Source organism: Telmatobacter bradus (assembly GCF_048629425.1).
Classification (GTDB): Bacteria; Acidobacteriota; Terriglobia; order Terriglobales; family Acidobacteriaceae; genus Telmatobacter; species Telmatobacter bradus.
The window spans coordinates 4,398,955-4,424,105 of sequence record NZ_CP184532.1; the positions used below are offsets into that span (position 1 = coordinate 4,398,955).

A 25,151-nucleotide genomic window follows, 5' to 3' on the forward strand; every position below is an offset into this window, starting at 1 on the left:
CCCGCGTCCACATTCGGCTATCTTTTTGCGTTCCATCTGGGGTAGATTCGTTTGTTACACGGCGAGGACAGATCCAGAGCGGCTGTAATGCGGGAGAAATACGTTGCTACCGGCCTTCTCGGCAAGCAACAGAATCCCGCGGAATCTCTGCCTTGGCACTGTAACTCTGGGACAGCCTGAAACCGGCCGGAGCCCAACCGAATTTTTCATCTCTCAGTTTTTCGGAGGCGTTATGAGGTTTGTTGCTATTGGAAGATCGCTGCTGCTGGCCATCGTGGCCGGAGCCGTACTGCTTACCGGTCCTCTTGGCCACGCTCGCGGCCAGCAAGACCCCGACAAGTACGCGCACAAGATCGAAAAAAAGCTCTCCCACTACAGGCAGGGCACACTGCTGCACCTGACCTTCAAGGACAACACCGAATCCACCGGCAAAATCCACTCCCTCGACGATCAGAGCTTCACCTTCTCCAACAGCGACACCAACACCGTTGAAACCCACAAATACGCCGACGTGGACGCCATCGCAAAGGGCAGCAACAACGTTGGCAACGGCTCACACCACCACTTGCTGTAAGCAACCAATCACACTTGGTCCACGGTTAGCAGTGCGCACGCAGCACTCCCCTTCGGGTGCCCCACCCTCGCCACGTCTTTGTTTTTGTGGCTAGGGTGGGGAAGCACAGCCCTCAGCTCTCACCCCCAGGAGTCTGCATTACTCTCTGCTCTCTGCTCCTCCAACTCCAGCCGCTCCTCTGCCTTCAAATAGCCTTTGCGCCGGAACCAGTCTTCCATCGCGCTCCGCAACCGGTCGAGCGGCACACGTGCGCCAATCTCCAGCAGCCCGTCGGCCACCGGCAGCGTGTCGTCGAAGACGGCATCGTTGGTGAAGTTGCGCATGGCAAAGTTGTCGATCCAGGCGATCGGGCACGGGATCGCTGTACCGTCCGCCTTTCCCTGTCTGACCGCAATCTTCCTCGCAAACATGCCTTCAATCTACCCCATCCCACAGGGTGAGCGTTTTTGTTCGCTACTGCGTGTAACAATCAGAGAAGTTCTCAGCGACCTACCACTACGAGGCGCACCCAAACCGAGGATCGCCCGTTTCGCAGATGCTTTTCCAGGCTTCCGGCTTACGGAGCCACACACATGGAGGAGAAGGAGTAATTTCAATGACACTCTCCCGACAGCTAGTTCGCCGCATGCTTTGTGGCCGGATGCTGATCCTTGCGGCGCTGCTGATTCTGACTGGCGCACCCCTCTTTGCCCAGGATGGAGGCCAAGGCGGTCCGCCGCCCGGTGGTGGCCCACCCGACGGGATGGATGGCGGCAGCCAGCAGCAACGTGGCCCCAGCATCGACCGTCAGCTCAAGCAGCTCACCAAGCAGCTTTCACTCACCCCCGATCAGCAGACCAACGTCAAGGCCATTCTGACCGAACAGCACCAGAAAATGAGCGATCTGATGCAGAGCATGCGTCCCGCTGGAGGTCAGGCCTCCAGCGATGACAGTCAGCGCCCCGATCCTGAGCAGTTCGAGAAAATGCGTACGGCCATGAAGGCCCTGCGGAACGAATCGAATGCCAAAATTGCTGCCTTACTGACGGAAAGCCAGCTGGCCAAGTTCAATGCCCTGCTCAAGCAACAGAGCCAGCGCGACAACCAGGACGGACCTCCCGGACCTCCTCCCGATGGCGGCGAAGGTGGCCCGCCAGATGGCGGTGGTGGTCCTGGCGGTGGCGGACCGCCCATGATGTAGTGTTGTCTTACAAAATTAAAAGGGCGGCCTGCTCTTGCAGGACCGCCCTTTTAACTCTCTGCACCAACGGCCTTCCACGCTACGACTTGCCGCCCACCACCTTCACATCCTTGCCCTGCTCCGCATCAATGTGAAAGCGCTTGTAGTCGTAGTCACGCTCGTGAAGCCGCTGGCGAACCCCCTTCACCAGCAAAACCCGCGCCTGAAAAAAGATTTCCGCCCCAGTCGGCAGCCATAATCCGTCTTTGACCGGAACCTGATCAAAGGAAAAGCTCGACCCTTTCTGGATATTGGCCAGCATCCCTCCGCCTACATGGAAGTTATCGTTCAGCCGAACCTCCATGTGCGCCACCTGCCGGTCGGCCTCATCCACCCAGATCGTGCCCTCCAGCTTTTTCGAAAGATCTTCCTCTATCCCGTGCGTTTTAGCGTCCTTGCGACCCGCAAAATCAAACTTGATGGTGGCGCGACCGCGATAATTCACCCGCTGCGGATTCCGCACATCCATCATCGCCAGCAGCTTGCGAATGCCAATCGTATGCGCATCCAGCTCCTGACCAGCAGGGGTCTGGCTGGCCTTCTCCACCCGCTTCGTCACCCGCTCGGTCTCTTTTTCCAGTTCCTTGCCGTCGAGTGCCTTGCCGTCCTTCTTCACCAGCCGGGTAATTGGATGACCATTGACAAAAAAGTTCTCCTCTTCCGCAGTTTCTGTCTTGGTCACACGACCGCTAGAGTCCACGTCTTCTGTCGTCGTCGATGAAGTGTAGGTGTAATCTTCCCGCACCTTGTCGAGTTGCCTCTGATGCTCTTCCACCTGCTGCATCAGTTGCCGCACATCGGACAGCGGAGCCGTCTGCTGTGCCCCGGCGCTGCCTGCCAACACGCAAAGTAATCCCGCCCCCATCCACACTGCTCGCACCATGCTCATCCTTTCCTCGATCTAAGGTTTAAAAGGCTCTACGCATACATGGCTTTACCGGTTCGACGGAGAGGCCACAAAAAGCTCATCCTCTGCCTTCTCCGTCGAACGAATTTTCTCTGTCCTACGTATAAAGTGAAGACAGAGCGGATCAATTTGCCGCCGGAGAGAAAGAAAATGTCCAATCTTCTGGTTCAGTGGTTTCTGAGCGCCATCGCCCTGCTGGTGGTTGCCAACATCGTCCCCGGCTTCCGCGTCAGCGGTCTGTTTGCCGCGCTTCTGGCTGCCGCAGTCGTCGGCCTGCTCAACGCCACGCTCGGCTTTCTCCTCAAGGTGGTTACTTTCCCGCTGAGCATCCTCACGCTGGGCATTTTTCTGCTGGTCATCAACGCCATTGTGCTGCTGATCGCCTCGAACGTGGTTCCGGGCTTCCGCATTCATGGCTTTCTTCCCGCCTTCTGTGGCGCAGCGGTGCTGGCCCTGCTCGGCATGCTGATCCGTGCCCTCACCCACAAGCACTAAATTCCGCATATCTTCCCAGACAGCAAAGGCCCCGCATCTACGCGGGGCCTTTGCTGTCTGCAACGATTCAGAGTTACTGCTCGGCTTTCTTGGCCAGCACAATCTTGCGCGCCGCCGGACCTGCGGACTGGGGCACGGCGTTCTGGGCGCTGGGCACGACCGGACCGTTCAGTGTCTGCGGTGTGCGCATGGCGCCTGCGCTTGAAAAGCCTTCCGTAGGCACCGTGGGACGCACCGGCTGGCTGTGAGCCACCGCTGCCGTCTGCACATGCGCATAGATCGCCCATGCGCCGCCCACCACCGCCGTGGCCAGCAAAACTGCCGCCGCCGCACGCAGCCAGTTGCGGCTCTCCGGCCAGGCAATCACCTTCTTCGGCGGAGTAGCCAGACGAGCCTTCAACCGGGCTTCCAGACCTTCCGGTGCCGGCAGACTGGCCACCAGCCGCAGCGTCTCATCCACACTCACCAGCCTGCGTTCCTGTCCTTCGTAGCTCATCGCAAACTCCTTTTGTGCTCCAGCAGTTCGGCCATCTGATTCCGTGCCCGGAACAACCGCGAACGCACGCTTGATTCCGTAATGCCCAGCGCCGCCGCAATCTCCACACTCGAAAGCTCTTCGAAGGCCGAAAGCTGCAGCACCTCGCGTTCCTTGGCAGGCAGCTTCTCCATACAGCCAAGCACATACGCATGATGTTCCGCGGCCGCCGCGCGTTCTTCCGCCGTTAACCCCTCGCAGGGCAGTACCCGGGCCATCTCCGTTACATCGTCTGTCTCGGGCCGGGTCTTCATGCGCCGCTTGCGGTCCAACACCACGTTCCACACAATGCGGATCAGCCACACCCGGGCATCGCGCACCTCGGCCAACTGATCCCGATGCCGCAGCACGCGCACAAAGGCCTCCTGCACCGCATCCTCGGCGTCGGACGGGTTGCGCACCACCGAGTAGGCCACCCGGTAGAGCGCGCTTGCATACTGATCCACCAGCGCGGCCACGGCCGCATCGCTCTCCGCTCTGTCGTGCAACTTGCTCTCCGTGTTTTCCATGTCCATCGGCCAAAGGGCCACGCCAGCGCTCATACCCACTCGACGCAGCCTGCCCTCCAAGTGCTCACAGACCCCGCAGGGAATTTTTCCGCCCCAAAAGAAAAAACTCGCAGAGCGCCAGGCTCTGCGAGTTTCTTCCATCCTTAGGATGGGGTTACTGAACGCCCAACTTCTGGCTGGCGATCTGACCTGCCATGCCATCCTTGTCGGCGTCCTTCACCTTGGCCCACAGAGCGCGAGCCTGATCCTGCTTGCCTTCAGCGGCGTACAGATCCGCCAGGTCCAGCTGTGCCACCGCAACCGAAACCGTATCCGACGGCTTGCTCACGATGCCGTTATAGATGTCGGCAGCCTGCGAATCGCGCTGCGTCTGGCGATAAAGCCCGGCCAGAGCCACCTTGGCCAGATTGGCCAGGTTGCGATCCCATGCGCCGGCAGCCGTCTTCAGCTCAGACTCGGCCGTACCGGTCTGGCCCAGATCAAGGGCCGTCACGCCTGCAAAGTAGTGCGCCTTGCTGCCTTCGGGCAGAAAGCCGTACTGCGCGGCCACATCGTTAAACTGCTTGTTGGCAGCGCGCGAGCGGTCGGCAGCCGTGGCATAAACGCCATTGCCTGCCGGAATGCCCGGTTCTGCCAGCGATGCATTGTAGGTGTCCAGCGCCGCGCCCAGAGCTTCGTCGGCAGCCGACGTGCGGACATTCCAGAAGATGAGCGCACCGATGCCCAGCACCAGCACCACTACTACAGCAGCAATCCAGCGAATCAAGCCGATACGATGGCCGCTCAGCCAGTTCACACTGCTCGCCGTGGCTTCGGCAAAACTGTTGGACTTCAGCGCATGACGGGTTTGTGTATCCACGGGTCTCTTCTTGTCCTTCTTCTCTAGACTTGCGGGCGGGGTCCATGCGATAAAGGGCAACGCCTTCGCAACCCCATTAGTCTATCAGCGGGCCGAGAGCAACGTCCACCATTCGTCCAGTGCCATTGCCGCAAATCCAGCTATTTTCCCACTCCCCTTCAATGTCCATCCTGCCCCGTGCTATGCAACGCACGGATTCGGTCAATGGCCGCCGTCAAGGCTGGCTTGGACTGACTGTGCATCCCCTGGTCGATCAGATTCTCTACAAACTCAACAAGACTCATCTTGCGCTGAGCCGCCTCACGAATGATTTCATCGGAAATTGTGACTGTTACCTGCATAAAATTTGATACTCCCTTGGCCTTTTATCGTCGTCTTCGCCAATCCCTATAGCCGCACCGTCCCGCACCACGGTCACTTTTTTTCTGCTACACCAGCAGAGATCTACTCTGCATCAACTTCTGCTTGCCCAATCTCACCCACAGGGATACGCTAGTGCCATGTACGAGGATTTCCACATCATTGACCGCTGGAGCAGCGAGGATCTGCATTGCTGCTGGAAGGCCAACATGGTGGCCATCGCCACCCGCCACGCCGATGCCGTCGACGTCCGCTTCGACGTCAATGGCCGCACCCTCTGGATTGCCCTGCCCAATCAGGCATGGGTGGAACAGAAGCAGCGCTCCGGCCTCGTACTTACCGACCATCTTGCCGCCCAGGTGGCCGGCCGCTACCTCAAGCAGCTTATTGAGGAGGGCTACGACGCCCAGCGCCAGCTCTACACCATGAGCGTCCCTGAGGTACTCAGCCATCTGGAAGCGGTCGTCAGCGAAGCCCGCGCCGCCGGAGCCCTGCCCTCCGTCCCTGTCCTTACGTAGACCCCACGTTCAAACATGGGGATAATCTGCGTTGCATCTACGGCGCAAGGTATAAAAATCGCCAAATTATAAAAAATAGGCGACTGGTCTATTTTTATGTACACTACTCCCATGTCCACCGCCGCCACCTCCGACAGCGTCCGTCAGCACATCCTAGATACCGCTTCCGGCATCCTGGCCTACAAGGGCTTCACTGCCATGGGCCTCAATGAGCTACTGCAAGCTGCCGGAATCCCCAAGGGTTCCTTCTACCATTACTTCGCCTCCAAGGAAGCCTTTGGCGAAGCGCTGCTGGAGTCCTACTTTGACGGCTATCTTGAGGAACTCGACGGAATCCTCAGCCATCCCGGAGCAAGCGGCCTGGAGCGACTGATGGCTTACTTCCTCTTCTGGACCAAGACCCAAGCCCAGGAAGAGATGAATCATCGCTGCCTGGCGGTCAAGCTCTCAGCCGAGGTCAGCGACCTTTCAGAGGCAATGCGCGAGGTTCTGCGGTTGGGCACCAGCAGCATCGTGGCACGGCTTGCCGAGGCCATCGGAGTCTGCCAGGAAGAGGGTTCAATTGCACCCGAGCGGGATCCCGAGCAGCTTGCCGAAACCCTCTACCACCTATGGTTGGGTGCCAGCCTGCGCGCCAAACTCACCCGGGACCGCGACCCCTTTGATCGGGCTCTGGACGCTACCCGGGAGATGCTGCGCTGGAGAACACAAAAATAAGGAGTTAGGATTTTACGACTGCTAAGAAACTTCGCTCACATGGAGACGACTGGTCTATTTAAACGCCGCAAACTCGCTGGCCGCACCTTCCTTCCCTACCCTGTGCACCGCCAGCTTCAACTCCTGAACTTACCAAGGAGCGATAACCGGCTTCACCAACACCGAGGAGGATGCCGTTCTGCTGACCGCCGTGGTTCCCTTCCTGGTGGAAGAGATGCTGAAGGCCAACGGCGGCAACTACTCGAAGGGGCCGGACTGGCAACCCTACGTGGTGAGCGACGGCCTTCTGATTACGGGCCAGAATCCGGCATCGTCGGAGGCGGTAGCTCTGGAACTGATCAAGAAACTGGGCAAGTAAGTACTCACCGTGGGTTACGGCAAGAAGCGCTTTTCGCCTGCTTCGATCCCCGTGTCCAGCCGGTTCTGCTCAGGGGCCAGCGGGCAGGTGGCCAACGCCGAATAGGCGCAAGGCGGATTCTCCAGCCGGTTGAAGTCCAGCACCAGCTTTCCCGGCTGACCCAGTCCGTGGTCCGGCAGGCTGGTGTGCAGAAAGCGTCCGCCGGCAAAGCTAGTGGTATGGCTGGTCTGGTCCCGCAGAATGAAGAACAGCGACTGCGGATCCTCAATCACAGGCTCCAGTTGGTAGACCTTTCCGTGGAGCAGGAACATGGCCAGCCCTGGGGCGGGCAGCTCCAGCGGATTGCCGAGCGGCGTGGGAATCTCTTCGGTCTGCGCCGGGTGAAAGGGAATCCAGCGCGCCACCACCACCTGCTCCGCATCGGGCTTGAACCAGTTCAGCCCATGAAATCCGGTGCGGGCAGGCGCGTTCTCGTCCTTGACGCGGACCACAAAGCGTCCCGCCCTCTCCAGCACCACTAGCTGCAAACCTTTCCAGGCAAGAACCGAAGGGCTGGCGTCGCTGGTGGCTAGCTGACCTTCGCGGGCCGGTCTGCCGTCCAGAGTGAGTCCGGCCGGAAAGCCGCCTGTGGGGCTCAGCAATTGCACTGTCTTGCCGCTCACCGTAATCAGCCCGAGTTTGGCCGGAGCGTTCTCCGGCAGGCGTACGGAGCTGGACGGCTCCGATCCCACCGCATTGAATCCAGACTTGAGCCAGTTGAGCGAAACCAGCGAAAGCCAGCCGCCGGGGGCGCTGACCTGCTTTTCCTGCGCCGTACGCCAGCTGGAAAGCTCGGCCTGCCAGGCGGCGGAGTCAGCCACGGCTGCCGACTGGGCCCACAGACCGGCTGCGGCAGGTAGAAAGAAGAAAACGGAAAGAAGACGGCGGATCATGGCTTTCATTGTGAACCCCGAGGCAGGAACAGGGAAAGGAAGAATCACGGTGTGCGAACGGGCAATGATGGAGTCCAGAGCGAATTTTGCCAGACTCGCTGCGTGGCCGAGGAACACAATCGCGGAATTTGCACCATACCCGGGGCAGGCTGGCGAACAGGGTTACAAAAAGAACCTGCAAATGGCCGCAACTCCGCTGCGCAAGCGGGCTTTCGTTGACTTTGATCTTTGAATCAATTATTCTGTAGACCTTGCGTGGTGTTGCGCCTTGAGTCTGTGCGTGCGAACCCGGACTCGCGCTGGAGGTAGCCCGAAGGGGCTGCGGAAAGACAGGCGAACGGTCGCTGGAGGCATGTTCTGATCCAGTCCCGCCGGGATGCCTTTCGGGGCCACACCCCCGCAGACTCACCCGAACAAGATTTGTTTGGCAGTGGGAGCATCAGGCCCGTTGTGCCCTGTTGAGATCAACAGCGCCAAGGGGCGAGCGCGGTTTGCGCAGGTTTCATAGAGGGCAGGAGAGAGATGTCGACCTTTGTTCCTAGCGGTAAGGATATTGACCGCAAGTGGTATGTTCTGGATGCCGACGGCAAAACGCTGGGACGGCTGGCCACCAAGGCTGCTGACCTGTTGAGCGGCAAGCTCAATCCCCAGTACGTGCCGTACATCGATATGGGCGACCATGTCGTCGTGATCAACGCGGAGAAGGTCCGCCTTACCGGCCTCAAGTCGCAGAGCAAGCTCTATCGCCGTTACACCGGCTTTCCGGGCGGCCTGCGTGAAGAGTCCTTTATCCGCCTGCTGAATCGCAAGCCCGAGAAGATTCTCGAAGAAGCGATCAAGGGCATGCTGCCGAAGACCAAGATCGGACGCCAGATGGCGACCAAGCTGAAGGTTTATCGCGGCGACAAGCACCCCCACCAGGCCCAGCAGCCGGTGGCCATGGAAATTGCGTAAAGCAGCTATTATCCACTAGCTTCCAGCTCTCAGCCCTTACGTGCTCGAGCAAATGGATGGAGAGAGTCGAGAGGCTGACCCCATCCAAAAAGAAGCTAGTGGTTAGCAGTTAAAAGCTAGGAGCTAACAGAGAATGGCAGATCTGGTTCAGTATTACGGAACGGGACGACGCAAGTCGGCCATTGCCCGTGTCTTCCTTCGCCCCGGTACGGGCGAGTGGAAGGTCAACGGCAAGGGCTATGACGAGTACTTCGTCACCGAGCAGCAGCGTTTTTCGGCCAAGAAGACCCTTGTGGTGGCTGAGATGAGCTCGAACTTTGACGTCGTCACCACGGTGCGCGGCGGTGGAGTTGCTGCTCAGGCCGACGCAGTCAAGATGGGCATTGCCCGCGCCCTCGTTACGTTCAATCCCGAGCTGCGCAAGCTGCTCAAGGGCGAAGGCCTGATGACCCGCGATTCCCGTCAGAAGGAACGCAAGAAGTACGGTCAGAAGGGTGCCCGCGCGCGCTTCCAGTTCAGCAAGCGTTAATCCTCAGTTTCCAGCTTTTAGCTTTCAGCTCCTGGCTTGTCTGTGGAACCTGCCTCTTAGGTTGGTTCCACAGACAATTTGGCAAGTAGCTTGCGGCTAGCAGCTAGAAGCTATAGTTGTTCACCTTCCGCCCTGCGGACTTAATCCGGGACAGACGAAACCGCCCGGATGCGTGCATAAGGAGGCCATGTGGCCACGATTACCATGAAAGAACTGCTCGAAGCTGGCGTACACTTCGGGCATCAGACCAAGCGCTGGAACCCCAAGATGAAGGAATACATCTTCGGCGAGCGCAATGGCATCTACATCATTGATCTGCAGAAGACCCTCAAGCTCTTCAAGGATGCATCCAAGTTTGTGACCGACCTGACGGCCTCTGGCAAGACGGTGCTTTTCGTCGGCACCAAGCGCCAGGCTCAGGACGCCGTTGCTGAAGAAGCAACCCGCGCCGGCATGCCTTACATCAACAACCGTTGGTTGGGCGGCCTGCTCACCAACTGGGTGACCGTGCAGAAGTCCGTCAAGCGCCTCCAGGAAATCGACGAAATGTCGACCGATGGCCGCTACGAGCTGCTGACCAAGAAGGAAGTCATCCGCCTCGAGCGCGAGCGCAAGCATCTGCAGGCCAACCTGGCCGGCATCAAGAACATGAAGCGCCTGCCCGATGCCTTGTTCATCGTCGACTCCAACAACGAAGCCATCGCCGTCAAGGAAGCCCGCAAGCTCGGCATCCCGGTGGTTGCCGTTGTCGACACGAACTGCGATCCGACCGTGGTTGATTACGTCATCCCCGGCAACGACGATGCCCTGCGCGCTATCCGTCTGTTCACCTCGAAGATCGCCGATTCGGCGGCCGAAGGCGTGAACATGGTGAACGACAAGACCTTCGTTGAAGAAGCTCCGGTAGCTGAAGTTGCAGTTGCGGTTGAAGAACCGGCTGCCGTTGAGGTTGTCGATCTGGAAGCTGCCCTGGGTGGCGGCATCCGCAAGGCTCCTGCTGCGGCTGGCGCTGAAGAGCCGGCAGAGGCTGCCCTTTAATCTTAGCCGCGCCTCTGGTGCGGAACGGAAGAGCGTGGCCGTCTCGTACGCCACGCTTTTCTTTTGCCGGAGATTCATCCGGCACATATACCCTGACTCTGGCACCTGCCAGAAACCTCTGGCCCCGGCCAGAAAAGTGAGATGAGACTGTGAGCGAAAAGATTGATGCCAAGCTGGTAAAGGAGCTGCGCGAGAAGTCGGGCGCACCCATGGGCGACTGCCTGAAGGCTCTGCAGGAAACCAAGGGCAACATTGAAGACGCCTTTGTTGTGCTGCGCAAGCGCGGCATGGCGTCTGCCCAAAAGAAGGCTGCCCGCACCACCAATGAGGGCGCTGTGGGAACCTACATCCACGCCGGCGGCAAGCTGGGCGTTCTGGTTGAGCTCAACTGCGAGTCCGACTTTGTAGCCCGCACCGACGAGTTCCAGGAACTGCTGCGCGACATCGCCATGCACATCGCCGCCGCTGATCCCCGCTACGTTCGTTCCGAAGACGTAACGCCCGAGGATATGGAACGCGAAAAGGACATTTTCCGCGCCCAGGCTGCCGCCACCGGCAAGCCCGCCCCGGTCGTCGAGAAGATCGTCGAAGGCAAGATGGGCAAGTTCTACGAGGAAGTCTGCTTGCTGGATCAGCCCTTCGTCAAGGAACAGAGCGTGACCATCAAGGAGCTGATCGGCCAGAAGGTCGGCAAGCTGGGCGAGAACATCACCGTCCGCCGCTTTGCCCGCTTCAAGGTTGGCGCCAATGAGATCACCGTGGCCCAGACCAAGCCGGTCGAAGCCGCCGCAGAGTAAGCCCCTTCAAGCGCAAGACTCAACCGCCCGGAGAGCAATCTCCGGGCGGTTTTGCGTTTGCTATTTTGCGCAATTAAGCTGCACTGCGGAAACAAGAGACTACTGCCCTGCCTTACGCATTGAATGCAGGCTCTGATCTGCAAAAATAGACAATATGGAAAAGCTGAAGGCTTCGAATCAGACAGAAAAATCCCATCCAGACCGCGCTTTAGGAAAGGGACGGGGCATTGTGCTCGCCCTCTGTGCTCTGGCTCTCATCGGCTGTCTGGCGTACTCGTGGATGACGCGCGATACGCTGGTGCAGCTGGCATTTTTGCGCCAGCACAACGCCAATCGCAGCGCAACAGGCACGCCGCACAAGGCTCTGGTAAGCATTGAATCCTGGCAGACGGCCAGCACGCTGGCTCCCATGGCCACCACGGTGGAGGAGCAGGAGTTTGCCCACAATGCCGAGCAGCTGGCGGATCATGCCGTAGACCAGGCCTTTGCCGATGCTCTGCGTCAGGCAGCCATGCGGGCGCGGCATCTTGCTCCCACAGCTGAAGCCCAGAGCGCCACACAGAAGGTTGCCGACCTTGAAAAACTGGTGCGTCAGGACGAGCAGCAGGTGCACCAGCTGGGGGGCGATCCGGTCCCTGCCGATGCTCAGAAGAAGTCTGCGCAAGCCATTCCAGTTGGCGACGACGATCTGGAGCTGGCCCGCACCCAACTCAGCCTGGACAGCGCCGAACTGGCCGATGCGCGCAAGGCTCTGGCCGCCTTTGCCGGCGACAATAGCGAAGAGATTCAGCAGGAACTGAATAGCTATCATCTGGCTGAGCAGCAGGCCATCACCAACAGTAATCATGCCGAGGCCGAGCACGCCGTAGCTTCAGCGCAACAGCATCGCACCCTGCTGATGCGCCTGCAGTCCTGGCAAAAGCAGAACGAGCGTATGCAACTGCTGCAACAAGCCGCAAGCCAGGCAGCTGCAGAACAGGCAGAGCTCACGACAGTGCGTGCCAACACGCAGAAGTTGCTGGCTGCCTCCGTTGCTGCCACGACGTCCAACCGCCTGGAACAGCTGCGGGATCGCAATAACATACGGCAGATTCTGGCCGTCGAAGACGATCGCCTGGAAACTAGCCGGCAGCTAGCCAAGGTTTACGCCAAATGGACCGCGCAGGTGGAGCTACAGCATCGCATTCTGCTGCATATTTTGATGGCTTCGCTGGCGTGGATCTTCGTGGTGGTAATTGGAACGATTCTGGCCGACCTTCTGGCCCAGCATCTGCTCGCGCATCCCAGTCTGGAACCACGGCAGGCCCGCACCCTGCGCAGCATGACTCGACTGGGAATACAGATTGTAGCCGCCGCAATTCTGCTGCTCTTCATCTTTGGTTTTCCGCAAGAGCTTTCGACGATGTTGGGCTTGTCCACTGCAGCTTTGACCATTGCCTTGCAGGACTTTGTACTGGCCTTTTTCGGCTGGTTCCTGCTGGTGGGCCGCAACGGAATTCATGTAGGCGACTGGGTAGAGATCAACGGCGTGAATGGCGAAGTCGTCGAGGTGGGTCTCTTCAACACCACGCTGCTGGAGTTGGGAAGCCTGGCAGGCAAGGGCCATCCTACCGGCCGCCGCATCTCGTTCATCAACAGCTTTGCCATTCGCGGCCAGTACTTCAACTTCTCCACCTCTGGCCAGTGGATGTGGGACGACGTGAGCGTCGGCATTCCTAAGAATCTGGACGTTCAGCAGGTAGCCGCAGAGATAGAAAAGCTGGTGCGCGAAAAGACGGCAGAGAATGCACAGATGGCAGAGCGCGACTGGATGCGCGTAGTACACGGCAGCAGCTTGTCGATTCTGGCAGCTTCCACCATCAGCATGCGTCCGACGGTGGATGGCATCGAGGCCACCGTACACTACGTCACGCGTGCCCCCGAACGCTTTGCCATTCGCGATCGGCTTTACCTGCAGTTGCTGGAACTGCTGCAAGGCAAGCAGGCTGAAAAGAAGTAATTCTACGAATCCAGCACAAAAAACAAAGGGGACAGCCTGAGCTGTCCCCTTTGTTGCTGCGGAATACCGCAGTTTACGGCAGATAGTAACGGAACGAGGTGAAGAGCATGTGGTCATAACCATTTGCGCTGCCACCTGGATTCGTCGTGCTGGTGGCACCAGACCACAGGTCGCGGCGGACCAAGCTGTACTGAATGCCCTGACGGAAGCGGCCCTTCGAGCTGTTGTGGAAGGTGTACCAGTAGCCGGCCACGAACGCCTGCACGTCCTTGGTGTTGGCCGAGCAGTTAGTGGGAGCAACCGAGATGCTGGTGGCAGTCGAAGTAGCAGCATTTTCCGTGTTGCAGCCCGACATGACCACGGATTTAGTGCCGTAACCAACCTCGGAACTGCCACTCTGACGCCATGCGCGACCGATGTAGTCGCCACCGTAGTTCGTATAGATGTTCAACTTCGGCGTCGGGTTTACCTCAATCGTAGCCAGCGACGAGAAGCCGTGCAACGGAAGCAGAGTGCTGTTCGGACGCAGCGTTACGTCGGCAATGGTGGAATCGCCGTAGCGGCCAACGCCCTGGCCGTACAGGCCCTTCAAGCTAACGGTGACCTTCTTCTGGAAGAGCGGACCGCGGAAGCCGCCGCCAATGCCAGCACCAACCTCGGGATTGCTGTTGTAGCCTGAGCCGGTGGTCGGGTAAATGCGGTCACGGAAGAGACGACCGATGCCGAAAGCTTCCCAGTGGCCCCAGCCCGGCTCAGCGGCAATCTTGACGATCATGTCCGGAGCCAGGTTGTAGGAGTAGTTGTTGCCCGAGTTATACAGACCGCCGGTGGTGCCGGTCGCATAAACAGACTCGTTGGTCGGCAGGTTCTGGCCGGCAACGTTGAGCGTCTCGGGGTTTTCCAAGGACATACCGGCAAAAACCTTCTTGCCGATGTTCTTGGTCACGCGGGCGCCCCACTGGCGGGTCCATACAAAGCCAGGGGTATATGCCGCGTCGATCGTTCCAGGAAGAACTTCGGTGGTGCGGTTCAGGCCCTGCGAGGTTTCCGCCGCCAGCGACCAGCCCTGACCTGCGGTGAAGTCCCATCCGTTGTTGAACTTCGCGCCCAACCAGATCTGACGCTGACGCATCACGTAGCTGTTCGACTGGTTGTTGTTGGAGGTAACGCCCGCGCCCAGCCAATCCACTTCGTAGTAGCCAGTCATGGTCACATTGTCCAGCTTGCCGGTGGCCCGGAGCGCAATGCGCGACTGACGGGCACTGCCATAGAACTCGCTGATCTGACCATTTTCACTGTGGGCCAGCGGAATGCTGGTAAAAGGCGTGTTCACATCGCTCGATACCGCGGCGCTGCGCCACGAGGTTTCAGCCGCCACAAAGCTTCCGGCAGGAGACAGCGTGATGCCCTTGTAGTGGATCACGTCCGGCGAGGCAATTGTTTTCTTGATGGCCGATGCCTCATCGGTGATGGAAGCCACGGCCGAAGCGTTGGCGCCCTTCATATCCGTCACTGTGCTCTGCAGCGTGCTGACTGCAGCCGCATTCTCCGTAACAGCCTTCTGCTGGGCTGTAGCTGCATCCTGCGCCTTGGCGGCGGCAGCCTGCGCATCCGCAGCCGATTGCTGAGCCTGCTTCAGCTGCGTGTCCTTATCGGCCAGCGAGCCCTTCAGGCTGTTGATCTGCGATTCCAGCTCTTGACGCAGAGCCTTGATCTGCTCTTCCACCGAAGGAGCCGCGGACGCCTTGGATTTCTTGCTTACGGTGGGCTTCTTTGCGGGCGTAGGGTCGGTTTCGCCGGCGTTGGCATACGTCGCGACGAGACTGGCCGCTACAATTGCTGCGGCTGCAGTTGTCAGTCTAAAGTTCATTGGGCCTCTCACTTTGTATGAAACGGTTCTTGCTTTCAGCGCGACCTTTGCACTTCGATCTTTCGCGCATACAGAGCGTGATCTGAATCAATGGCGACATACGTACGGAATGCGCAAACAATGAGATTACGCTCAAGCAAGTCTTGCGCTGATAAAAACCATGAGGCGTAACCCAGGATTAAGACTCGCAGAACTTTATGAATGCACCGTAAATTCACCGGAAAATCCCTGTGAACAAGCTGTATTTATTGCTCACATGATGAATTTTCCATGAACTAATGATTTCTTCACAAATGAGATTGCGCTGGTCAAATATAATTTTTAAACTTCGCCTGTCCCCCATCCCTGTTGAGAGCAACTCATCGTCCAGAGACGACGATCTTAGTTCCGCAGTTATGAAACCTCGACTGCTCCCTCAAGATAGAAAACACAGCTTCCCGCCAATTCCACACGATCGCCTTGCAGCGTGCAGAGAATTTCGCCTCCGCGTGCCGAAGCCTGGTAGGCGCGCAATCCCTTCCTGCCCAGCCGCGCTGCCCAAAACGGCGTCAGAACACAATGCGCCGACCCCGTCACCGGATCTTCCGGAACACCATAATTAGGCGCAAAGAACCGGCTCACGCAGTCGTAGCCATCCTCACCCGCCGCAGTCACAATTACTCCATGCGGGTCAAGCTTCGCTACACCAGCAAAATCCGGCTTCAGCGCTCGAACCGTTGCCGCATCCTTTAGAAGAACCAGTAGATACGATGCATTCCGCCATACCTCCAGGACTTCAGTTCCCAAGGCCTCACGCACCCCGTCAGGAAGACTCACCTGTCCGACGCCCGGCGCTGGAAAATCCATCGCATAGCCATCTCCGCACCTCTTTACAGTCAAAATTCCGCTCAAGGTCTGGAATCGAACCTCCCTACGCTGCGGCTCCAGCCGCTCCATCACCACTGCGGCGCTGGCCAGCGTTGCGTGCCCACACAATGGCACCTCGGTTCGAGGCGTAAACCACCGCAGAAGGTAATTTATCTCGTCCAGCTGCATCAGAAACGCCGTCTCGGAAAGGTTATTCTCCGCCGCAATGGCCAACAAAGTTGCATCGGGAAGACAGGAATCCAGCAACATGACCGCTGCCGGGTTGCCACGAAAGAGTTTTGTAGTAAATGCATCCACCTGATAAAGAGGGATTTTCATTCAATAAGTATACAAACGCAAGTAAGCCCGCTCAAAGGAGCGGGCTTACTTGTCGATATTGATGCCGGCGGTGTCCTAATCTCCCACACAGTTACCCGTGCAGTACCATCGGCCCAGCGAGGCTTAACTTCCGTGTTCGGGATGGGAACGGGTGATCCCTCGCGGTATGGCCACCGGCAAACTTGGTGAGCGCCTGGAGGTTGTTTTTCCTCAGCTAGCCTCGGCATCTGCGTGGACTGGATTTTTTCTCCCAGGCCTTGCAGGAACGCGGCATGCAACCTAGCGCCACAAACTTGCTCGTATATCGAGCTTGCGACATTTTAATTGATTGGGTGAACACGAGGCTTGAAGAATGTCCGCTCAAGACTGCGCGGAGTTAATTCTATGGACAAGCCGAACGGGCGATTAGTACTGGTAAGCTACACGCATTACTGCGCTTCCACCTCCAGCCTATCAACCAGATGGTCTTTCTGGGCCCTTCAGGGAGATCTCATCTTGAGGCATGCTTCCCGCTTATATGCATTCAGCGGTTATCATAACCGAACTTCGCTACCCAGCCGTGCCATTGGCATGACAACTGGAACACAAGAGGTTCGTCCATCCCGGTCCTCTCGTACTAAGGACAGGCCCTCTCAAATCTCCTACGCCCACAGCAGATAGGGACCGAACTGTCTCGCGACGTTCTGAACCCAGCTCACGTACCGCTTTAATAGGCGAACAGCCTAACCCTTGGAACCTTCTACAGCTCCAGGATGCGATGAGCCGACATCGAGGTGCCAAACCATTGCGTCGATATGAACTCTTGGCAATGATCAGCCTGTTATCCCCGGCGTACCTTTTATCCGTTGAGCGATGGCCCTTCCATACAGAACCACCGGATCACTAAAGCCTACTTTCGTACCTGCTCGACTTGTAGGTCTCACAGTTAACCACTCTTATGCTTTTGCACTCGACGGCCGATTTCCAAACGGCCTGAGAGTAGCTTCGCGCGCCTCCGTTACAATTTAGGAGGCGACCGCCCCAGTCAAACTACCCGCCTAACTATGTCCCTCTCCCGGATCACGGGAGCAGGTTAGAGTCACAACTATCGCAGGGTGGTATCTCACCGTTGGCTCAATCAAGTCCGAGAACCTGATTTCAAAGCCTCCCACCTATCCTGCGCAGCGAGAATCATAACCCATAGTTAAGGTGTAGTAAAGGTGCACGGGGTCTTTCCGTCTAGCTGCGGGTAACCGGCATCTTCACCGGTACTACAAGTTCGCCGAGCAACTCGTTAAGACAGTCGAACGATCGTTACGCCATTCGTGCAGGTCGGAACTTACCCGACAAGGAATTTCGCTACCTTAGGACCGTTATAGTTACGGCCGCCGTTCACCGGGGCTTCAATTCAAAGCTTCGCTTGCGCTAACCTCTCCTTTTAACCTTCCGGCACCGGGCAGGCGTCAGCCCCTATACGTCGTTTTAGACTTTGCAGAGACCTGTGTTTTTGTTAAACAGTCGCCGTTCGCGCTTCACTGCGGCCCACCAGATGGTGGGCGCTCCTTCTCCCGAAGTTACGGAGCCAATTTGCCGAGTTCCTTAACGAGCTTTCACTCGAGCGCCTTTGGATATTCTCCTCGTCTACCTGTGTCGGTTTGGGGTACGGTTCCCGTTGTTCTCCTTAGAGGTTTTTCTTGGCAGCGTGAAATCAGCAGCTGAATCCCATACGGGCCTGTTTTGCACCTCACTGTTAAGAAGTGGTGGATTTGCCTGCCACTTCCAGCTTACGTGCATCAACCGTCATAGCCATAGGACGGCCTGCTTATCCTTCTGCGTCACCCCATCGTCAAACGAACATTGGGAGGTCCGGAATATTAACCGGATGTCCATCGTCTACGCCTCTCGGCCTCGACTTAGGTACCGCCTAACCCTGAGCGGATTAACCTTCCTCAGGAAACCTTAGACTTTCGGCGCGGAGGGTTCTCACCTCCGTTATCGCTACTTATGCCGGCAGGGTCTCTTCTCAACGCTCCACCAGTCTTCTCAGTCTGGCTTCAATGCTGTTGAGAATGCTCTCCTACCACGCACACACCTAGTGTGTGCATTCGCTGCTTCGGTGTACAGTTTTAGCCCCGTTGTATTGTCGGCACCGGACCGCTTGACCAGTGAGCTATTACGCTTTCTTTAAAGGATGGCTGCTTCTAAGCCAACCTCCTGGCTGTCTGAGCGTTCCGACTTCCTTTCCCACTTAACTGTAACTTGGGGACCTTAGCAGGCGATCTGGGCTGTTTCCCTCTCGACTACGACGCTTAGCCGCCGCAGTCTGACTCCCGGATATGTTGTCACTGGCATTCGCAGTTTGGTTGGATTCAGTAAGCCGGAAAGCCCCCTAGTCCATCCATATCTCTACCACCAGTGCAATTCGTCCGAGGCTAGCCCTAAAGCTATTTCGGAGAGAACGAGCTATCACGGAATTTGATTAGCCTTTCACCCCTACCCACAGCTCATCCGAGCTTTTTTCAACAAACACCGGTTCGGACCTCCAGTGCGTGTTACCGCACCTTCATCCTGGCCATGGGTAGATCATCCCGCTTCGCGTCTATTCCTGCCAACTTAATCGCCCTATTCAGACTCGCTTTCGCTGCGGCTCGCTTACGCTTAACCTTGCTGACAAGAATAACTAGCCGGCTCATTATGCAATAGGCACGCGGTCAGACATTCCCTTACGGGCATAGTCCTCCCACTGCTTGTAGGCACACGGTTTCAGGTACTTTGCACTCCCCTCGTCGGGGTTCTTTTCGCCTTTCCCTCACGGTACTGGTTCACTATCGGTCAGAGATTAGTATTTAGCCTTACGGGATGGTCCCCGTGGATTCAAGCAGGGTTTCACGTGCCCCGCCTTACTCAGGTATCCGATTCGAGTCTGGATTGTTTTCGCCTACGCGTCTGTCACGCTCTATGGATCTCCTTCCCAGAAGATTCAGCTAACAACCAGATTGGTAACTCTACTGTTTCGGACCCTACAACCCCCGAAGCACCGAAATGCTACGGGTTTGGGCTGTTCCGCGTTCGCTCGCCACTACTTACGGAATCGAGGTTTCTTTCTTTTCCTTGAGGTACTGAGATGGTTCACTTCCCCCAGTTCGCTTCAACCAACCTATGTATTCAGTTGGTGATTCCTAAGGTTTGCTTAGGAGGGTTTCCCCATTCGGAAATCTCCGGTTATAACGCCTGTGTGCGGCTTACCGAAGCTTATCGCAGCTTGCCACGTCCTTCATCGCCTATCTCTGCCAAGGCATCCACCGTGCGCCCTTAGTAGCTTGACCATAGAATTAACTCCAGCGCAGGGTCGCATCACTGCGTCCTGTTGTGCGTTAATTAGGTCCACGCCTTGAGATCAGATCACTTTCATCTGATTCCTAAAGACACTCTTCATAATTCGAACATTTACCAATTTGCATTAGTAATTGCTCGGCCTTGTATTCTTACATTCGCTCTGGATAACTCGTAACTTCGCGAACCTCACGGTCTGCTGGTTACATTCCAGAGGAATGACCCAATCAATTAAATTGTCAAACATCCAAGCGACTCATCGTCGCAGACCCTAAGGTCACGGAAACCAGCCTTGCGGCCTGTTTCCTGATCGAAACCACCTTGATGATTGCGGTCAGGAAACAGCGAATGATTTGGTGGAGCTGATCGGGATCGAACCGATGACCCCCTGCTTGCAAAGCAGGTGCTCTCCCAACTGAGCTACAGCCCCAGTTAGCTGCTAGCCTTTAGCTTCTAGCTTTCAGCCAGAATGCCTTTTGCCTTCAGCCTAATCCCAATCACTAACTTTCTAGCTGAAAGCTATAAGCTAGCGGCTGGAAGCTGATCATGGTGGGCCTGGGTAGATTCGAACTACCGACCTCACCCTTATCAGGGGTGCGCTCTAACCAACTGAGCTACAGGCCCGCGTTGGCCGTTGACCCGCTCGAAAGCGGTTCTCAGACATCCTCATTCGTTGTTAAAAAAGGTTTCGAGGACTAGTTGAACGTGCGGAGCAGCTAGGCCGCTCCTGACCATCATGGATGGGTATCAAGGCAAAGAAGCCTGATCATGAACTCCCGATTGCTCGGGGTGGACACTTGAAAGTTTACGCCGATTTGCATCTGCGCTCCGCTATCGCGGAACAACTTGCCAAGCGCCGGTTCTCTTTTAGAAAGGAGGTGATCCAGCCGCAGGTTCTCCTACGGCTACCTTGTTACGACTTCACCCCAATCATGAATTACACCTTGGACGGCTGCTTCCTTGCGGTTAGCTCACCGGCTTCTAGTGCAACCCACTTTCGTGATGTGACGGGCGGTGTGTACAAGGCCCGGGAACGTATTCACCGCGGCATTCTGATCCGCGATTACTAGCGATTCCAGCTTCACGCAGTCGAGTTGCAGACTGCGATCCGAACTGAGGCCGACTTTCTCCGATTAGCTCCCCCTCACGGGTTTGCGACGGTTTGTATCGGCCATTGTAGCACGTGTGTAGCCCTGGACATAAAGGCCATGAGGACTTGACGTCATCCCCACCTTCCTCCCCGTTATCCGAGGCGGTTCCGCTAGAGTACCCAACTAAATGATGGTAACTAGAGGTAAGGGTTGCGCTCGTTGCGGGACTTAACCCAACATCTCACGACACGAGCTGACGACAGCCATGCAGCACCTATATTACGGTCTCTTGCGAGAAAACGATGTTTCCACCGCGGTCCATAACATTTCGAGCCCAGGTAAGGTTCTTCGCGTTGCGTCGAATTAAACCACATGCTCCACCGCTTGTGCGGGCCCCCGTCAATTCCTTTGAGTTTCAGCCTTGCGACCGTACTCCCCAGGCGGACTGCTTAACGCGTTAGCTACGGCACGGCGGGATTGGGTACCCGTCACACCAAGCAGTCATCGTTTAGGGCTAGGACTACCAGGGTATCTAATCCTGTTTGCTCCCCTAGCTTTCGTGCATCAGCGTCAGTTATGGTCCAGTGAGCCGCTTTCGCCACAGGTGTTCCTCCTGATATCTACGCATTTCACCGCTACACCAGGAATTCCACTCACCTCTCCCATACTCAAGCCCTGCAGTTTCCCTTGCAGTCTATGAGTTGAGCCCATAGATTTCACAAGAGACTTACAAAACCGCCTACGCACCCTTTACGCCCAATAATTCCGAACAACGCTTGCCCCCCTCGTATTACCGCGGCTGCTGGCACGAAGTTAGCCGGGGCTTCTTCTCTCGGTACCGTCATTATCGTCCCGATCGAAAGGAGTTTACGTACCGAAATACTTCTTCCTCCACGCGGCGTTGCTGCGTCAGGGTTTCCCCCATTGCGCAAAATTCCCCACTGCTGCCTCCCGTAGGAGTCTGGACCGTGTTTCAGTTCCAGTGTGTCCGTGCGCCCTCTCAGGCCGGATACCGATCATCGTCTTGGTGGGCCATTACCCCGCCAACTAACTAATCGGCCGCGACCCCCTCCTGAAGCGAATTGCTCCTTTGACCCGTAGGTGTTATGCGGTATTAGCTGAAGTTTCCTCCAGTTATTCCCCACTCCAGGGTAGGTTAGTCACGTGTTACTCACCCGTGCGCCACTGTACTCAGGTATTGCTACCCTTTCTCGTTCGACTTGCATGTGTTAGGCACGCCGCCAGCGTTGATTCTGAGCCAGGATCAAACTCTCGTTTGAAACTGTTCTCGTCGAGCCTCTGACGGAGGTCAGAGGTGATTCGACTTGCACCAGCGGGCTACCGAAGTAGCGGGCTGCTGGTGCTTCTTACCTTGTGAGATGATCAAGCAAAACCTGATCGCATCTCACGACTGGCACGTTCAACTAATTTTCAAAGATCCTTGAGCAAGATCCGCCTAAGCGGTTTGCCTTGGATCGGGCCTCAACTTACGTCAAGGTGTCCCCGAACTTGTTGCGCTTTCGTCCGCTTCAGCTTGTCGCCGTCGCTTTCGTCTTGCGCCTTCCTTATCTTACCAGTTCCGCTCGGCCTTGTCAAGTTCCTCGTTTTCCCCTCGAAGCAGGTCAGCGTCCCGCTGATTCCATCCCTTCGATCCGTCGGAAAACCGGTACTTAAGCCGCTCAGACTGCAACCGGAAGGTCACACTGCGCACAAATCTTTCAATGAGCATCCAGCGCTCTGCGCTTGAGCCACTAAGGCTCACAAGGACTTAAGTCCCTGGGTGCTGCAATGGGTTGTTCTCTGCGGGATTCCCTACAGGGGTCAGGAGCGATAAGCCCAGCCAACCCTACGAACCGGCTTCCCTTCTCCTTTGCAGGCAGGCCATCATGGCCACCAGGAAGCTCCACTGCCCTTCAAACAACTTTCTAAGAGTAGCAAACCTCTCTTAGTTTTGCAAGCCTTGTTTTTCTCGGCTTACGTATCGCTTTGATTTAACAAGACTTGAACTCACTCAAGAGCGCCTTGTCCCTCACTGCGACTTCCTGAGAATATCAATCCTCCGGTCCTTACGCAACCCTTATCTCTGTGGAAAGTAAGACCTTTTTGTGGGAAAGCAGCGGAACCCCTGATTCCATGCCTATTTCCGCGATTCACGAATTCGTAAAAAACCAATTCCTCGCGTAAAAGGGCCCATTCCTACCCTCGGAAACAGCCCTTTCACGCACTCTTCTGCAAATCCTACTGCCGGGCGAACAAGCCCAGGTCCGTCAGACCGTTCACAAAGAACTGCATCGCCAGCGCCACCAACAGCAGACCCATGATGCGCACCAGGATTCGGATGCCGCTCTCGCCCAGAAAACGGCTTACCCGCTCGGCACCCGAGAGGATCCAGTAGGCAGCCAGAGCCGTCACGGTAATCGCTCCCAGAATCGCGCCCATCTGCCAGTGCCATATGGAGGGCGTCTGCCCCACCAGCACCATAACGGACGAAATCGCGCCCGGTCCGGCCAGCATTGGAATCCCCAACGGAACCACACCGGCATCTTCCTTGGCCGTGGCCTCCTCGGTTTCGCCCGTCGTCTCCTGGGTGGGGGAACGCTGGGCGGCCAGCATGTCCAGGCCAATCAGAAGAAGAATCAAGCCACCGGCGATCTCAAAGGCCGGCAGCGTGATGCCAAACATACGAAAGATGAACTGCCCCGCCAGGGCAAAGCAGGTCAGCACGATCCAGCAAGTCAAAGCGCCTTTGCGGGCCATCCGCTTCCGCCGCTTGGCGTCGGCGTTGGCCGTAATCGCCAGAAAGGTCGGCATAGCTGCCAGAGGATCGACCAGAAAGAAGATCGAGCTCAGCGCCAGAAGGGAAAACCTGACAATCGGCGCCGACTCGATGGTGTGCAGTGCGTTTTCGGCCGGGTTCGCCCAGGCCACCAGATGCGAAAGTGGGGAAAGATCGATCATGTGCTGCCATTCTCCGTCTTTTCCACCCATGCGGGCAACCCTTCCCGCCTTTCTTTTCAGAGTTTTCTCCCAACCCCATCCAGCGCACCAGCGCCATCCCGTTTTGCTCCCCGGCAGCTTGCGCCCAACAGACTTAGGTGTACCCAGTCAGGACAGCAGGCAGGCCGAGGGCCCGCAGCAGGGATTTTCCGGTTATGTAAGAGTCTGGGGGGAAGATGAAGGAATTTTTTGTGTAAGACAAATATCATTGCCCACCAAAGTCCTGCCCTGGCAGCACCTACTCTGCCAGCAAACCCTCGGCTTCAGCCATACGCCTCGGGTTTCCCTCCTATATATGTAGCCAGATCCAAGGCGCACACCAGCTCCAGCTTTGCATCCACTCATCTCTTCTTTTCTTGTCGCACCAACCAATACCCAAGCAAGACGGACAGCCCCCTGCACTCCCGGCGACAATTCAAGCATAATCTCCCTCAACGCATGCTCGTTGTTCACGAGCCTATGCACATTGCCCCTCGGTATAGACGCCCATCCCCCGGCAAGATCGCCCTACAATAAGGTTGATCGTGACCAACGCAACTGAACCCGCCCTCGACGTCGTCCTCGTTCGTCCGCGCAATCCGCTTAATATCGGATCCGCGGCCCGCGCCATGGCCAACTTCGGCCTTCAGCATCTGACTGTGGTGGATGCCTACGAACCCCACTGGCGCGAGGCCCGCACCGCCGTTGAGGCGGAAGATCTGCTTCAGAATGCCAGCGCCGTCTCCACCCTTGCCGAGGCCGTTGCCTCCGCCACGCTGGTCGTCGGCACCGGCTCGCTCACCTACCGCAAGCCCGAGCAGGCCATCGTGCAGCTTCCCAATCTGGCCCCGCACATCCGTCAGGAACTGGCCAACGCCACTGGTCGCGTGGCTCTGGTCTTCGGCTCAGAAAAGCATGGCCTCACCCGCGAAGACCTCTCCTGGTGCCACATGCTCGTCGAGATTCCCACCAGCCCCCGCCAGCCTTCCATGAATCTGGCCCAGGCCGTGGCCGTCTGCCTCTACGAGCTCTCCACCCGCGCCTTCACGCAATCCGAAGTGCCAGCTGCGGCCCCAACTGCAGCACCAGCCACAGAGTCAGTCACAAGCTCAGCCGAAGCCCGCCCCGCCTCTACAGAATTAGACCGTCTGGCTACTCTCATCGAAGAGGCCATGCTCGCCGCCCGTTATTCCCCGGCCCACATGCGCACCGCCAACCTGCACGATCTGCGCCTGATGTTGCGCCGCCTGCAGTTCAGCGGCCACGACCTGCGCCACACCCTCGGCCTCTTCCGCCGCATCCTCTGGCGGATCGGGCAAAAATAAAGCGAGACGCCAGAGTCCAGACTCTCAAAGTTCAGATCCTCACGGCCTGGAAATCCTGAAGATTCTTCGAAGGGGCATAAGCCGTATTCAAT

Annotated in this window: 23 protein-coding genes, 2 tRNA genes and 3 rRNA genes; 12 read left to right on the forward strand and 16 right to left on the reverse strand. The window is 57.3% G+C overall.

The window, feature by feature from the left end:
- Window positions 1–232 precede the first annotated feature (232 nt).
- On the forward strand, window positions 233–574 hold the full coding sequence (locus tag ACOBR2_RS18105) for a hypothetical protein (protein WP_420237494.1): 342 nt from the start codon (window positions 233–235) through the stop codon (window positions 572–574).
- A 119-nt stretch (window positions 575–693) separates the two neighbouring features.
- Here ACOBR2_RS18105 and ACOBR2_RS18110 read toward each other — a convergent pair whose 3' ends face one another.
- Window positions 694–984 carry a hypothetical protein gene (locus tag ACOBR2_RS18110; RefSeq protein WP_420237495.1) on the reverse strand — a complete coding sequence of 97 codons (291 nt, stop codon included), beginning with the start codon at window positions 982–984 and terminating at the stop codon, window positions 694–696.
- Window positions 985–1,169: 185 nt separating this feature from the next.
- Here ACOBR2_RS18110 and ACOBR2_RS18115 point away from each other — a divergent pair, with 185 nt between their 5' ends.
- Window positions 1,170–1,754, forward strand: a complete 585-nt coding sequence (locus tag ACOBR2_RS18115) for a Spy/CpxP family protein refolding chaperone (protein WP_420237496.1) — start codon at window positions 1,170–1,172, stop codon at window positions 1,752–1,754.
- Between the two features lie 79 nt (window positions 1,755–1,833).
- On the opposite strand, the gene ACOBR2_RS18120 is transcribed toward ACOBR2_RS18115, so the two are convergent.
- Window positions 1,834–2,676 (reverse strand): hypothetical protein, encoded by an 843-nt coding sequence (locus ACOBR2_RS18120; RefSeq protein WP_420237497.1) that lies wholly within the window; start codon window positions 2,674–2,676, stop codon window positions 1,834–1,836.
- Window positions 2,677–2,850: 174 nt separating this feature from the next.
- Here ACOBR2_RS18120 and ACOBR2_RS18125 point away from each other — a divergent pair, with 174 nt between their 5' ends.
- Window positions 2,851–3,195: a phage holin family protein gene (locus ACOBR2_RS18125; RefSeq protein ID WP_420237498.1), complete on the forward strand. Its 345-nt coding sequence runs from the start codon at window positions 2,851–2,853 to the stop codon at window positions 3,193–3,195.
- A gap of 73 nt (window positions 3,196–3,268) precedes the next feature.
- Here the strand turns inward: ACOBR2_RS18125 and ACOBR2_RS18130 are convergent, their stop codons facing one another.
- The 4 genes from ACOBR2_RS18130 to ACOBR2_RS18145 form a co-directional block, all read right to left on the reverse strand.
- On the reverse strand, window positions 3,269–3,691 hold the full coding sequence (locus ACOBR2_RS18130; RefSeq protein ID WP_420237499.1) for a hypothetical protein: 423 nt from the start codon (window positions 3,689–3,691) through the stop codon (window positions 3,269–3,271).
- Window positions 3,688–4,272: an RNA polymerase sigma factor gene (locus ACOBR2_RS18135; RefSeq protein ID WP_420237500.1), complete on the reverse strand. Its 585-nt coding sequence runs from the start codon at window positions 4,270–4,272 to the stop codon at window positions 3,688–3,690. The genes ACOBR2_RS18130 and ACOBR2_RS18135 overlap by 4 nt, the downstream gene beginning before the upstream one ends.
- Window positions 4,273–4,393: 121 nt before the next feature.
- On the reverse strand, window positions 4,394–5,098 hold the full coding sequence (locus tag ACOBR2_RS18140) for a tetratricopeptide repeat protein (protein WP_420237501.1): 705 nt from the start codon (window positions 5,096–5,098) through the stop codon (window positions 4,394–4,396).
- A 158-nt stretch (window positions 5,099–5,256) separates the two neighbouring features.
- Window positions 5,257–5,439 carry a hypothetical protein gene (locus tag ACOBR2_RS18145; protein WP_420237502.1) on the reverse strand — a complete coding sequence of 61 codons (183 nt, stop codon included), beginning with the start codon at window positions 5,437–5,439 and terminating at the stop codon, window positions 5,257–5,259.
- Between the two features lie 159 nt (window positions 5,440–5,598).
- Here ACOBR2_RS18145 and ACOBR2_RS18150 point away from each other — a divergent pair, with 159 nt between their 5' ends.
- From ACOBR2_RS18150 to ACOBR2_RS18160, 3 genes are all read left to right on the forward strand, one after another.
- Window positions 5,599–5,976 (forward strand): hypothetical protein, encoded by a 378-nt coding sequence (locus tag ACOBR2_RS18150; RefSeq protein WP_420237503.1) that lies wholly within the window; start codon window positions 5,599–5,601, stop codon window positions 5,974–5,976.
- A gap of 111 nt (window positions 5,977–6,087) precedes the next feature.
- On the forward strand, window positions 6,088–6,693 hold the full coding sequence (locus ACOBR2_RS18155) for a TetR/AcrR family transcriptional regulator (protein WP_420237504.1): 606 nt from the start codon (window positions 6,088–6,090) through the stop codon (window positions 6,691–6,693).
- Between the two features lie 190 nt (window positions 6,694–6,883).
- Entirely contained in the window at window positions 6,884–7,051 is a 168-nt protein-coding gene (locus tag ACOBR2_RS18160) for a hypothetical protein (RefSeq protein ID WP_420237505.1), read from the forward strand.
- Window positions 7,052–7,065: 14 nt separating this feature from the next.
- On the opposite strand, the gene ACOBR2_RS18165 is transcribed toward ACOBR2_RS18160, so the two are convergent.
- Window positions 7,066–7,983, reverse strand: coding sequence for a DUF1684 domain-containing protein (locus ACOBR2_RS18165; RefSeq protein ID WP_420237506.1), 918 nt, complete (start codon window positions 7,981–7,983; stop codon window positions 7,066–7,068).
- A 522-nt stretch (window positions 7,984–8,505) separates the two neighbouring features.
- Here ACOBR2_RS18165 and rplM point away from each other — a divergent pair.
- From rplM to ACOBR2_RS18190, 5 genes are all read left to right on the forward strand, one after another.
- Window positions 8,506–8,937: a 50S ribosomal protein L13 gene (gene rplM, locus ACOBR2_RS18170; RefSeq protein WP_420237507.1), complete on the forward strand. Its 432-nt coding sequence runs from the start codon at window positions 8,506–8,508 to the stop codon at window positions 8,935–8,937.
- Window positions 8,938–9,070: 133 nt separating this feature from the next.
- Window positions 9,071–9,466 carry a 30S ribosomal protein S9 gene (gene rpsI, locus ACOBR2_RS18175; protein ID WP_420237508.1) on the forward strand — a complete coding sequence of 132 codons (396 nt, stop codon included), beginning with the start codon at window positions 9,071–9,073 and terminating at the stop codon, window positions 9,464–9,466.
- 189 nt (window positions 9,467–9,655) lie between these two features.
- On the forward strand, window positions 9,656–10,504 hold the full coding sequence (gene rpsB / locus ACOBR2_RS18180; RefSeq protein WP_420237509.1) for a 30S ribosomal protein S2: 849 nt from the start codon (window positions 9,656–9,658) through the stop codon (window positions 10,502–10,504).
- Window positions 10,505–10,713: 209 nt separating this feature from the next.
- Window positions 10,714–11,301: a translation elongation factor Ts gene (locus ACOBR2_RS18185; RefSeq protein ID WP_420240038.1), complete on the forward strand. Its 588-nt coding sequence runs from the start codon at window positions 10,714–10,716 to the stop codon at window positions 11,299–11,301.
- Window positions 11,302–11,455: 154 nt separating this feature from the next.
- Window positions 11,456–13,300 carry a mechanosensitive ion channel family protein gene (locus tag ACOBR2_RS18190; protein WP_420237510.1) on the forward strand — a complete coding sequence of 615 codons (1,845 nt, stop codon included), beginning with the start codon at window positions 11,456–11,458 and terminating at the stop codon, window positions 13,298–13,300.
- A 73-nt stretch (window positions 13,301–13,373) separates the two neighbouring features.
- Here ACOBR2_RS18190 and ACOBR2_RS18195 read toward each other — a convergent pair whose 3' ends face one another.
- From ACOBR2_RS18195 to ACOBR2_RS18235, 9 genes are all read right to left on the reverse strand, one after another.
- On the reverse strand, window positions 13,374–15,170 hold the full coding sequence (locus ACOBR2_RS18195) for a hypothetical protein (RefSeq protein WP_420237511.1): 1,797 nt from the start codon (window positions 15,168–15,170) through the stop codon (window positions 13,374–13,376).
- 393 nt (window positions 15,171–15,563) lie between these two features.
- Entirely contained in the window at window positions 15,564–16,355 is a 792-nt protein-coding gene (locus ACOBR2_RS18200; RefSeq protein ID WP_420237512.1) for a PhzF family phenazine biosynthesis protein, read from the reverse strand.
- Window positions 16,356–16,417: 62 nt separating this feature from the next.
- Window positions 16,418–16,533, reverse strand: a 5S ribosomal RNA gene (rrf, locus tag ACOBR2_RS18205).
- Window positions 16,534–16,739: 206 nt separating this feature from the next.
- Window positions 16,740–19,660 (reverse strand): 23S ribosomal RNA (locus tag ACOBR2_RS18210).
- Between the two features lie 361 nt (window positions 19,661–20,021).
- Window positions 20,022–20,097: transfer RNA gene (locus ACOBR2_RS18215), tRNA-Ala, on the reverse strand.
- Between the two features lie 117 nt (window positions 20,098–20,214).
- Window positions 20,215–20,291, reverse strand: a tRNA-Ile gene (locus ACOBR2_RS18220).
- Between the two features lie 247 nt (window positions 20,292–20,538).
- Window positions 20,539–22,038: ribosomal RNA gene (locus ACOBR2_RS18225) — 16S ribosomal RNA — on the reverse strand.
- The 16S, 23S and 5S rRNA genes sit together here with 2 tRNA genes alongside, the layout of an rRNA operon.
- A gap of 290 nt (window positions 22,039–22,328) precedes the next feature.
- Window positions 22,329–22,487, reverse strand: coding sequence for a hypothetical protein (locus ACOBR2_RS18230; protein ID WP_420237450.1), 159 nt, complete (start codon window positions 22,485–22,487; stop codon window positions 22,329–22,331).
- Between the two features lie 509 nt (window positions 22,488–22,996).
- Window positions 22,997–23,716 (reverse strand): MarC family protein, encoded by a 720-nt coding sequence (locus tag ACOBR2_RS18235; protein WP_420237513.1) that lies wholly within the window; start codon window positions 23,714–23,716, stop codon window positions 22,997–22,999.
- A gap of 563 nt (window positions 23,717–24,279) precedes the next feature.
- Between ACOBR2_RS18235 and ACOBR2_RS18240 the strand changes: the two genes are divergently transcribed.
- Window positions 24,280–25,059, forward strand: a complete 780-nt coding sequence (locus ACOBR2_RS18240) for an RNA methyltransferase (RefSeq protein WP_420237514.1) — start codon at window positions 24,280–24,282, stop codon at window positions 25,057–25,059.
- Window positions 25,060–25,151 lie beyond the last annotated feature (92 nt).

Coding starts and splice junctions, on each gene's coding strand:
- ACOBR2_RS18105 (WP_420237494.1), top strand. CDS start 233: ATGAGGTTTGTTGCTATTGGAAGATCGCTGCTGCTGGCCATCGTGGCC.
- ACOBR2_RS18110 (WP_420237495.1), bottom strand. CDS start 984: ATGTTTGCGAGGAAGATTGCGGTCAGACAGGGAAAGGCGGACGGTACA.
- ACOBR2_RS18115 (WP_420237496.1), top strand. CDS start 1,170: ATGACACTCTCCCGACAGCTAGTTCGCCGCATGCTTTGTGGCCGGATG.
- ACOBR2_RS18120 (WP_420237497.1), bottom strand. CDS start 2,676: ATGGTGCGAGCAGTGTGGATGGGGGCGGGATTACTTTGCGTGTTGGCA.
- ACOBR2_RS18125 (WP_420237498.1), top strand. CDS start 2,851: ATGTCCAATCTTCTGGTTCAGTGGTTTCTGAGCGCCATCGCCCTGCTG.
- ACOBR2_RS18130 (WP_420237499.1), bottom strand. CDS start 3,691: ATGAGCTACGAAGGACAGGAACGCAGGCTGGTGAGTGTGGATGAGACG.
- ACOBR2_RS18135 (WP_420237500.1), bottom strand. CDS start 4,272: ATGAGCGCTGGCGTGGCCCTTTGGCCGATGGACATGGAAAACACGGAG.
- ACOBR2_RS18145 (WP_420237502.1), bottom strand. CDS start 5,439: ATGCAGGTAACAGTCACAATTTCCGATGAAATCATTCGTGAGGCGGCT.
- ACOBR2_RS18150 (WP_420237503.1), top strand. CDS start 5,599: ATGTACGAGGATTTCCACATCATTGACCGCTGGAGCAGCGAGGATCTG.
- ACOBR2_RS18155 (WP_420237504.1), top strand. CDS start 6,088: ATGTCCACCGCCGCCACCTCCGACAGCGTCCGTCAGCACATCCTAGAT.
- ACOBR2_RS18165 (WP_420237506.1), bottom strand. CDS start 7,983: ATGATCCGCCGTCTTCTTTCCGTTTTCTTCTTTCTACCTGCCGCAGCC.
- rplM (WP_420237507.1), top strand. CDS start 8,506: ATGTCGACCTTTGTTCCTAGCGGTAAGGATATTGACCGCAAGTGGTAT.
- rpsI (WP_420237508.1), top strand. CDS start 9,071: ATGGCAGATCTGGTTCAGTATTACGGAACGGGACGACGCAAGTCGGCC.
- ACOBR2_RS18185 (WP_420240038.1), top strand. CDS start 10,714: ATGGGCGACTGCCTGAAGGCTCTGCAGGAAACCAAGGGCAACATTGAA.
- ACOBR2_RS18190 (WP_420237510.1), top strand. CDS start 11,456: ATGGAAAAGCTGAAGGCTTCGAATCAGACAGAAAAATCCCATCCAGAC.
- ACOBR2_RS18195 (WP_420237511.1), bottom strand. CDS start 15,170: ATGAACTTTAGACTGACAACTGCAGCCGCAGCAATTGTAGCGGCCAGT.
- ACOBR2_RS18200 (WP_420237512.1), bottom strand. CDS start 16,355: ATGAAAATCCCTCTTTATCAGGTGGATGCATTTACTACAAAACTCTTT.
- ACOBR2_RS18230 (WP_420237450.1), bottom strand. CDS start 22,487: ATGCTCATTGAAAGATTTGTGCGCAGTGTGACCTTCCGGTTGCAGTCT.
- ACOBR2_RS18235 (WP_420237513.1), bottom strand. CDS start 23,716: ATGATCGATCTTTCCCCACTTTCGCATCTGGTGGCCTGGGCGAACCCG.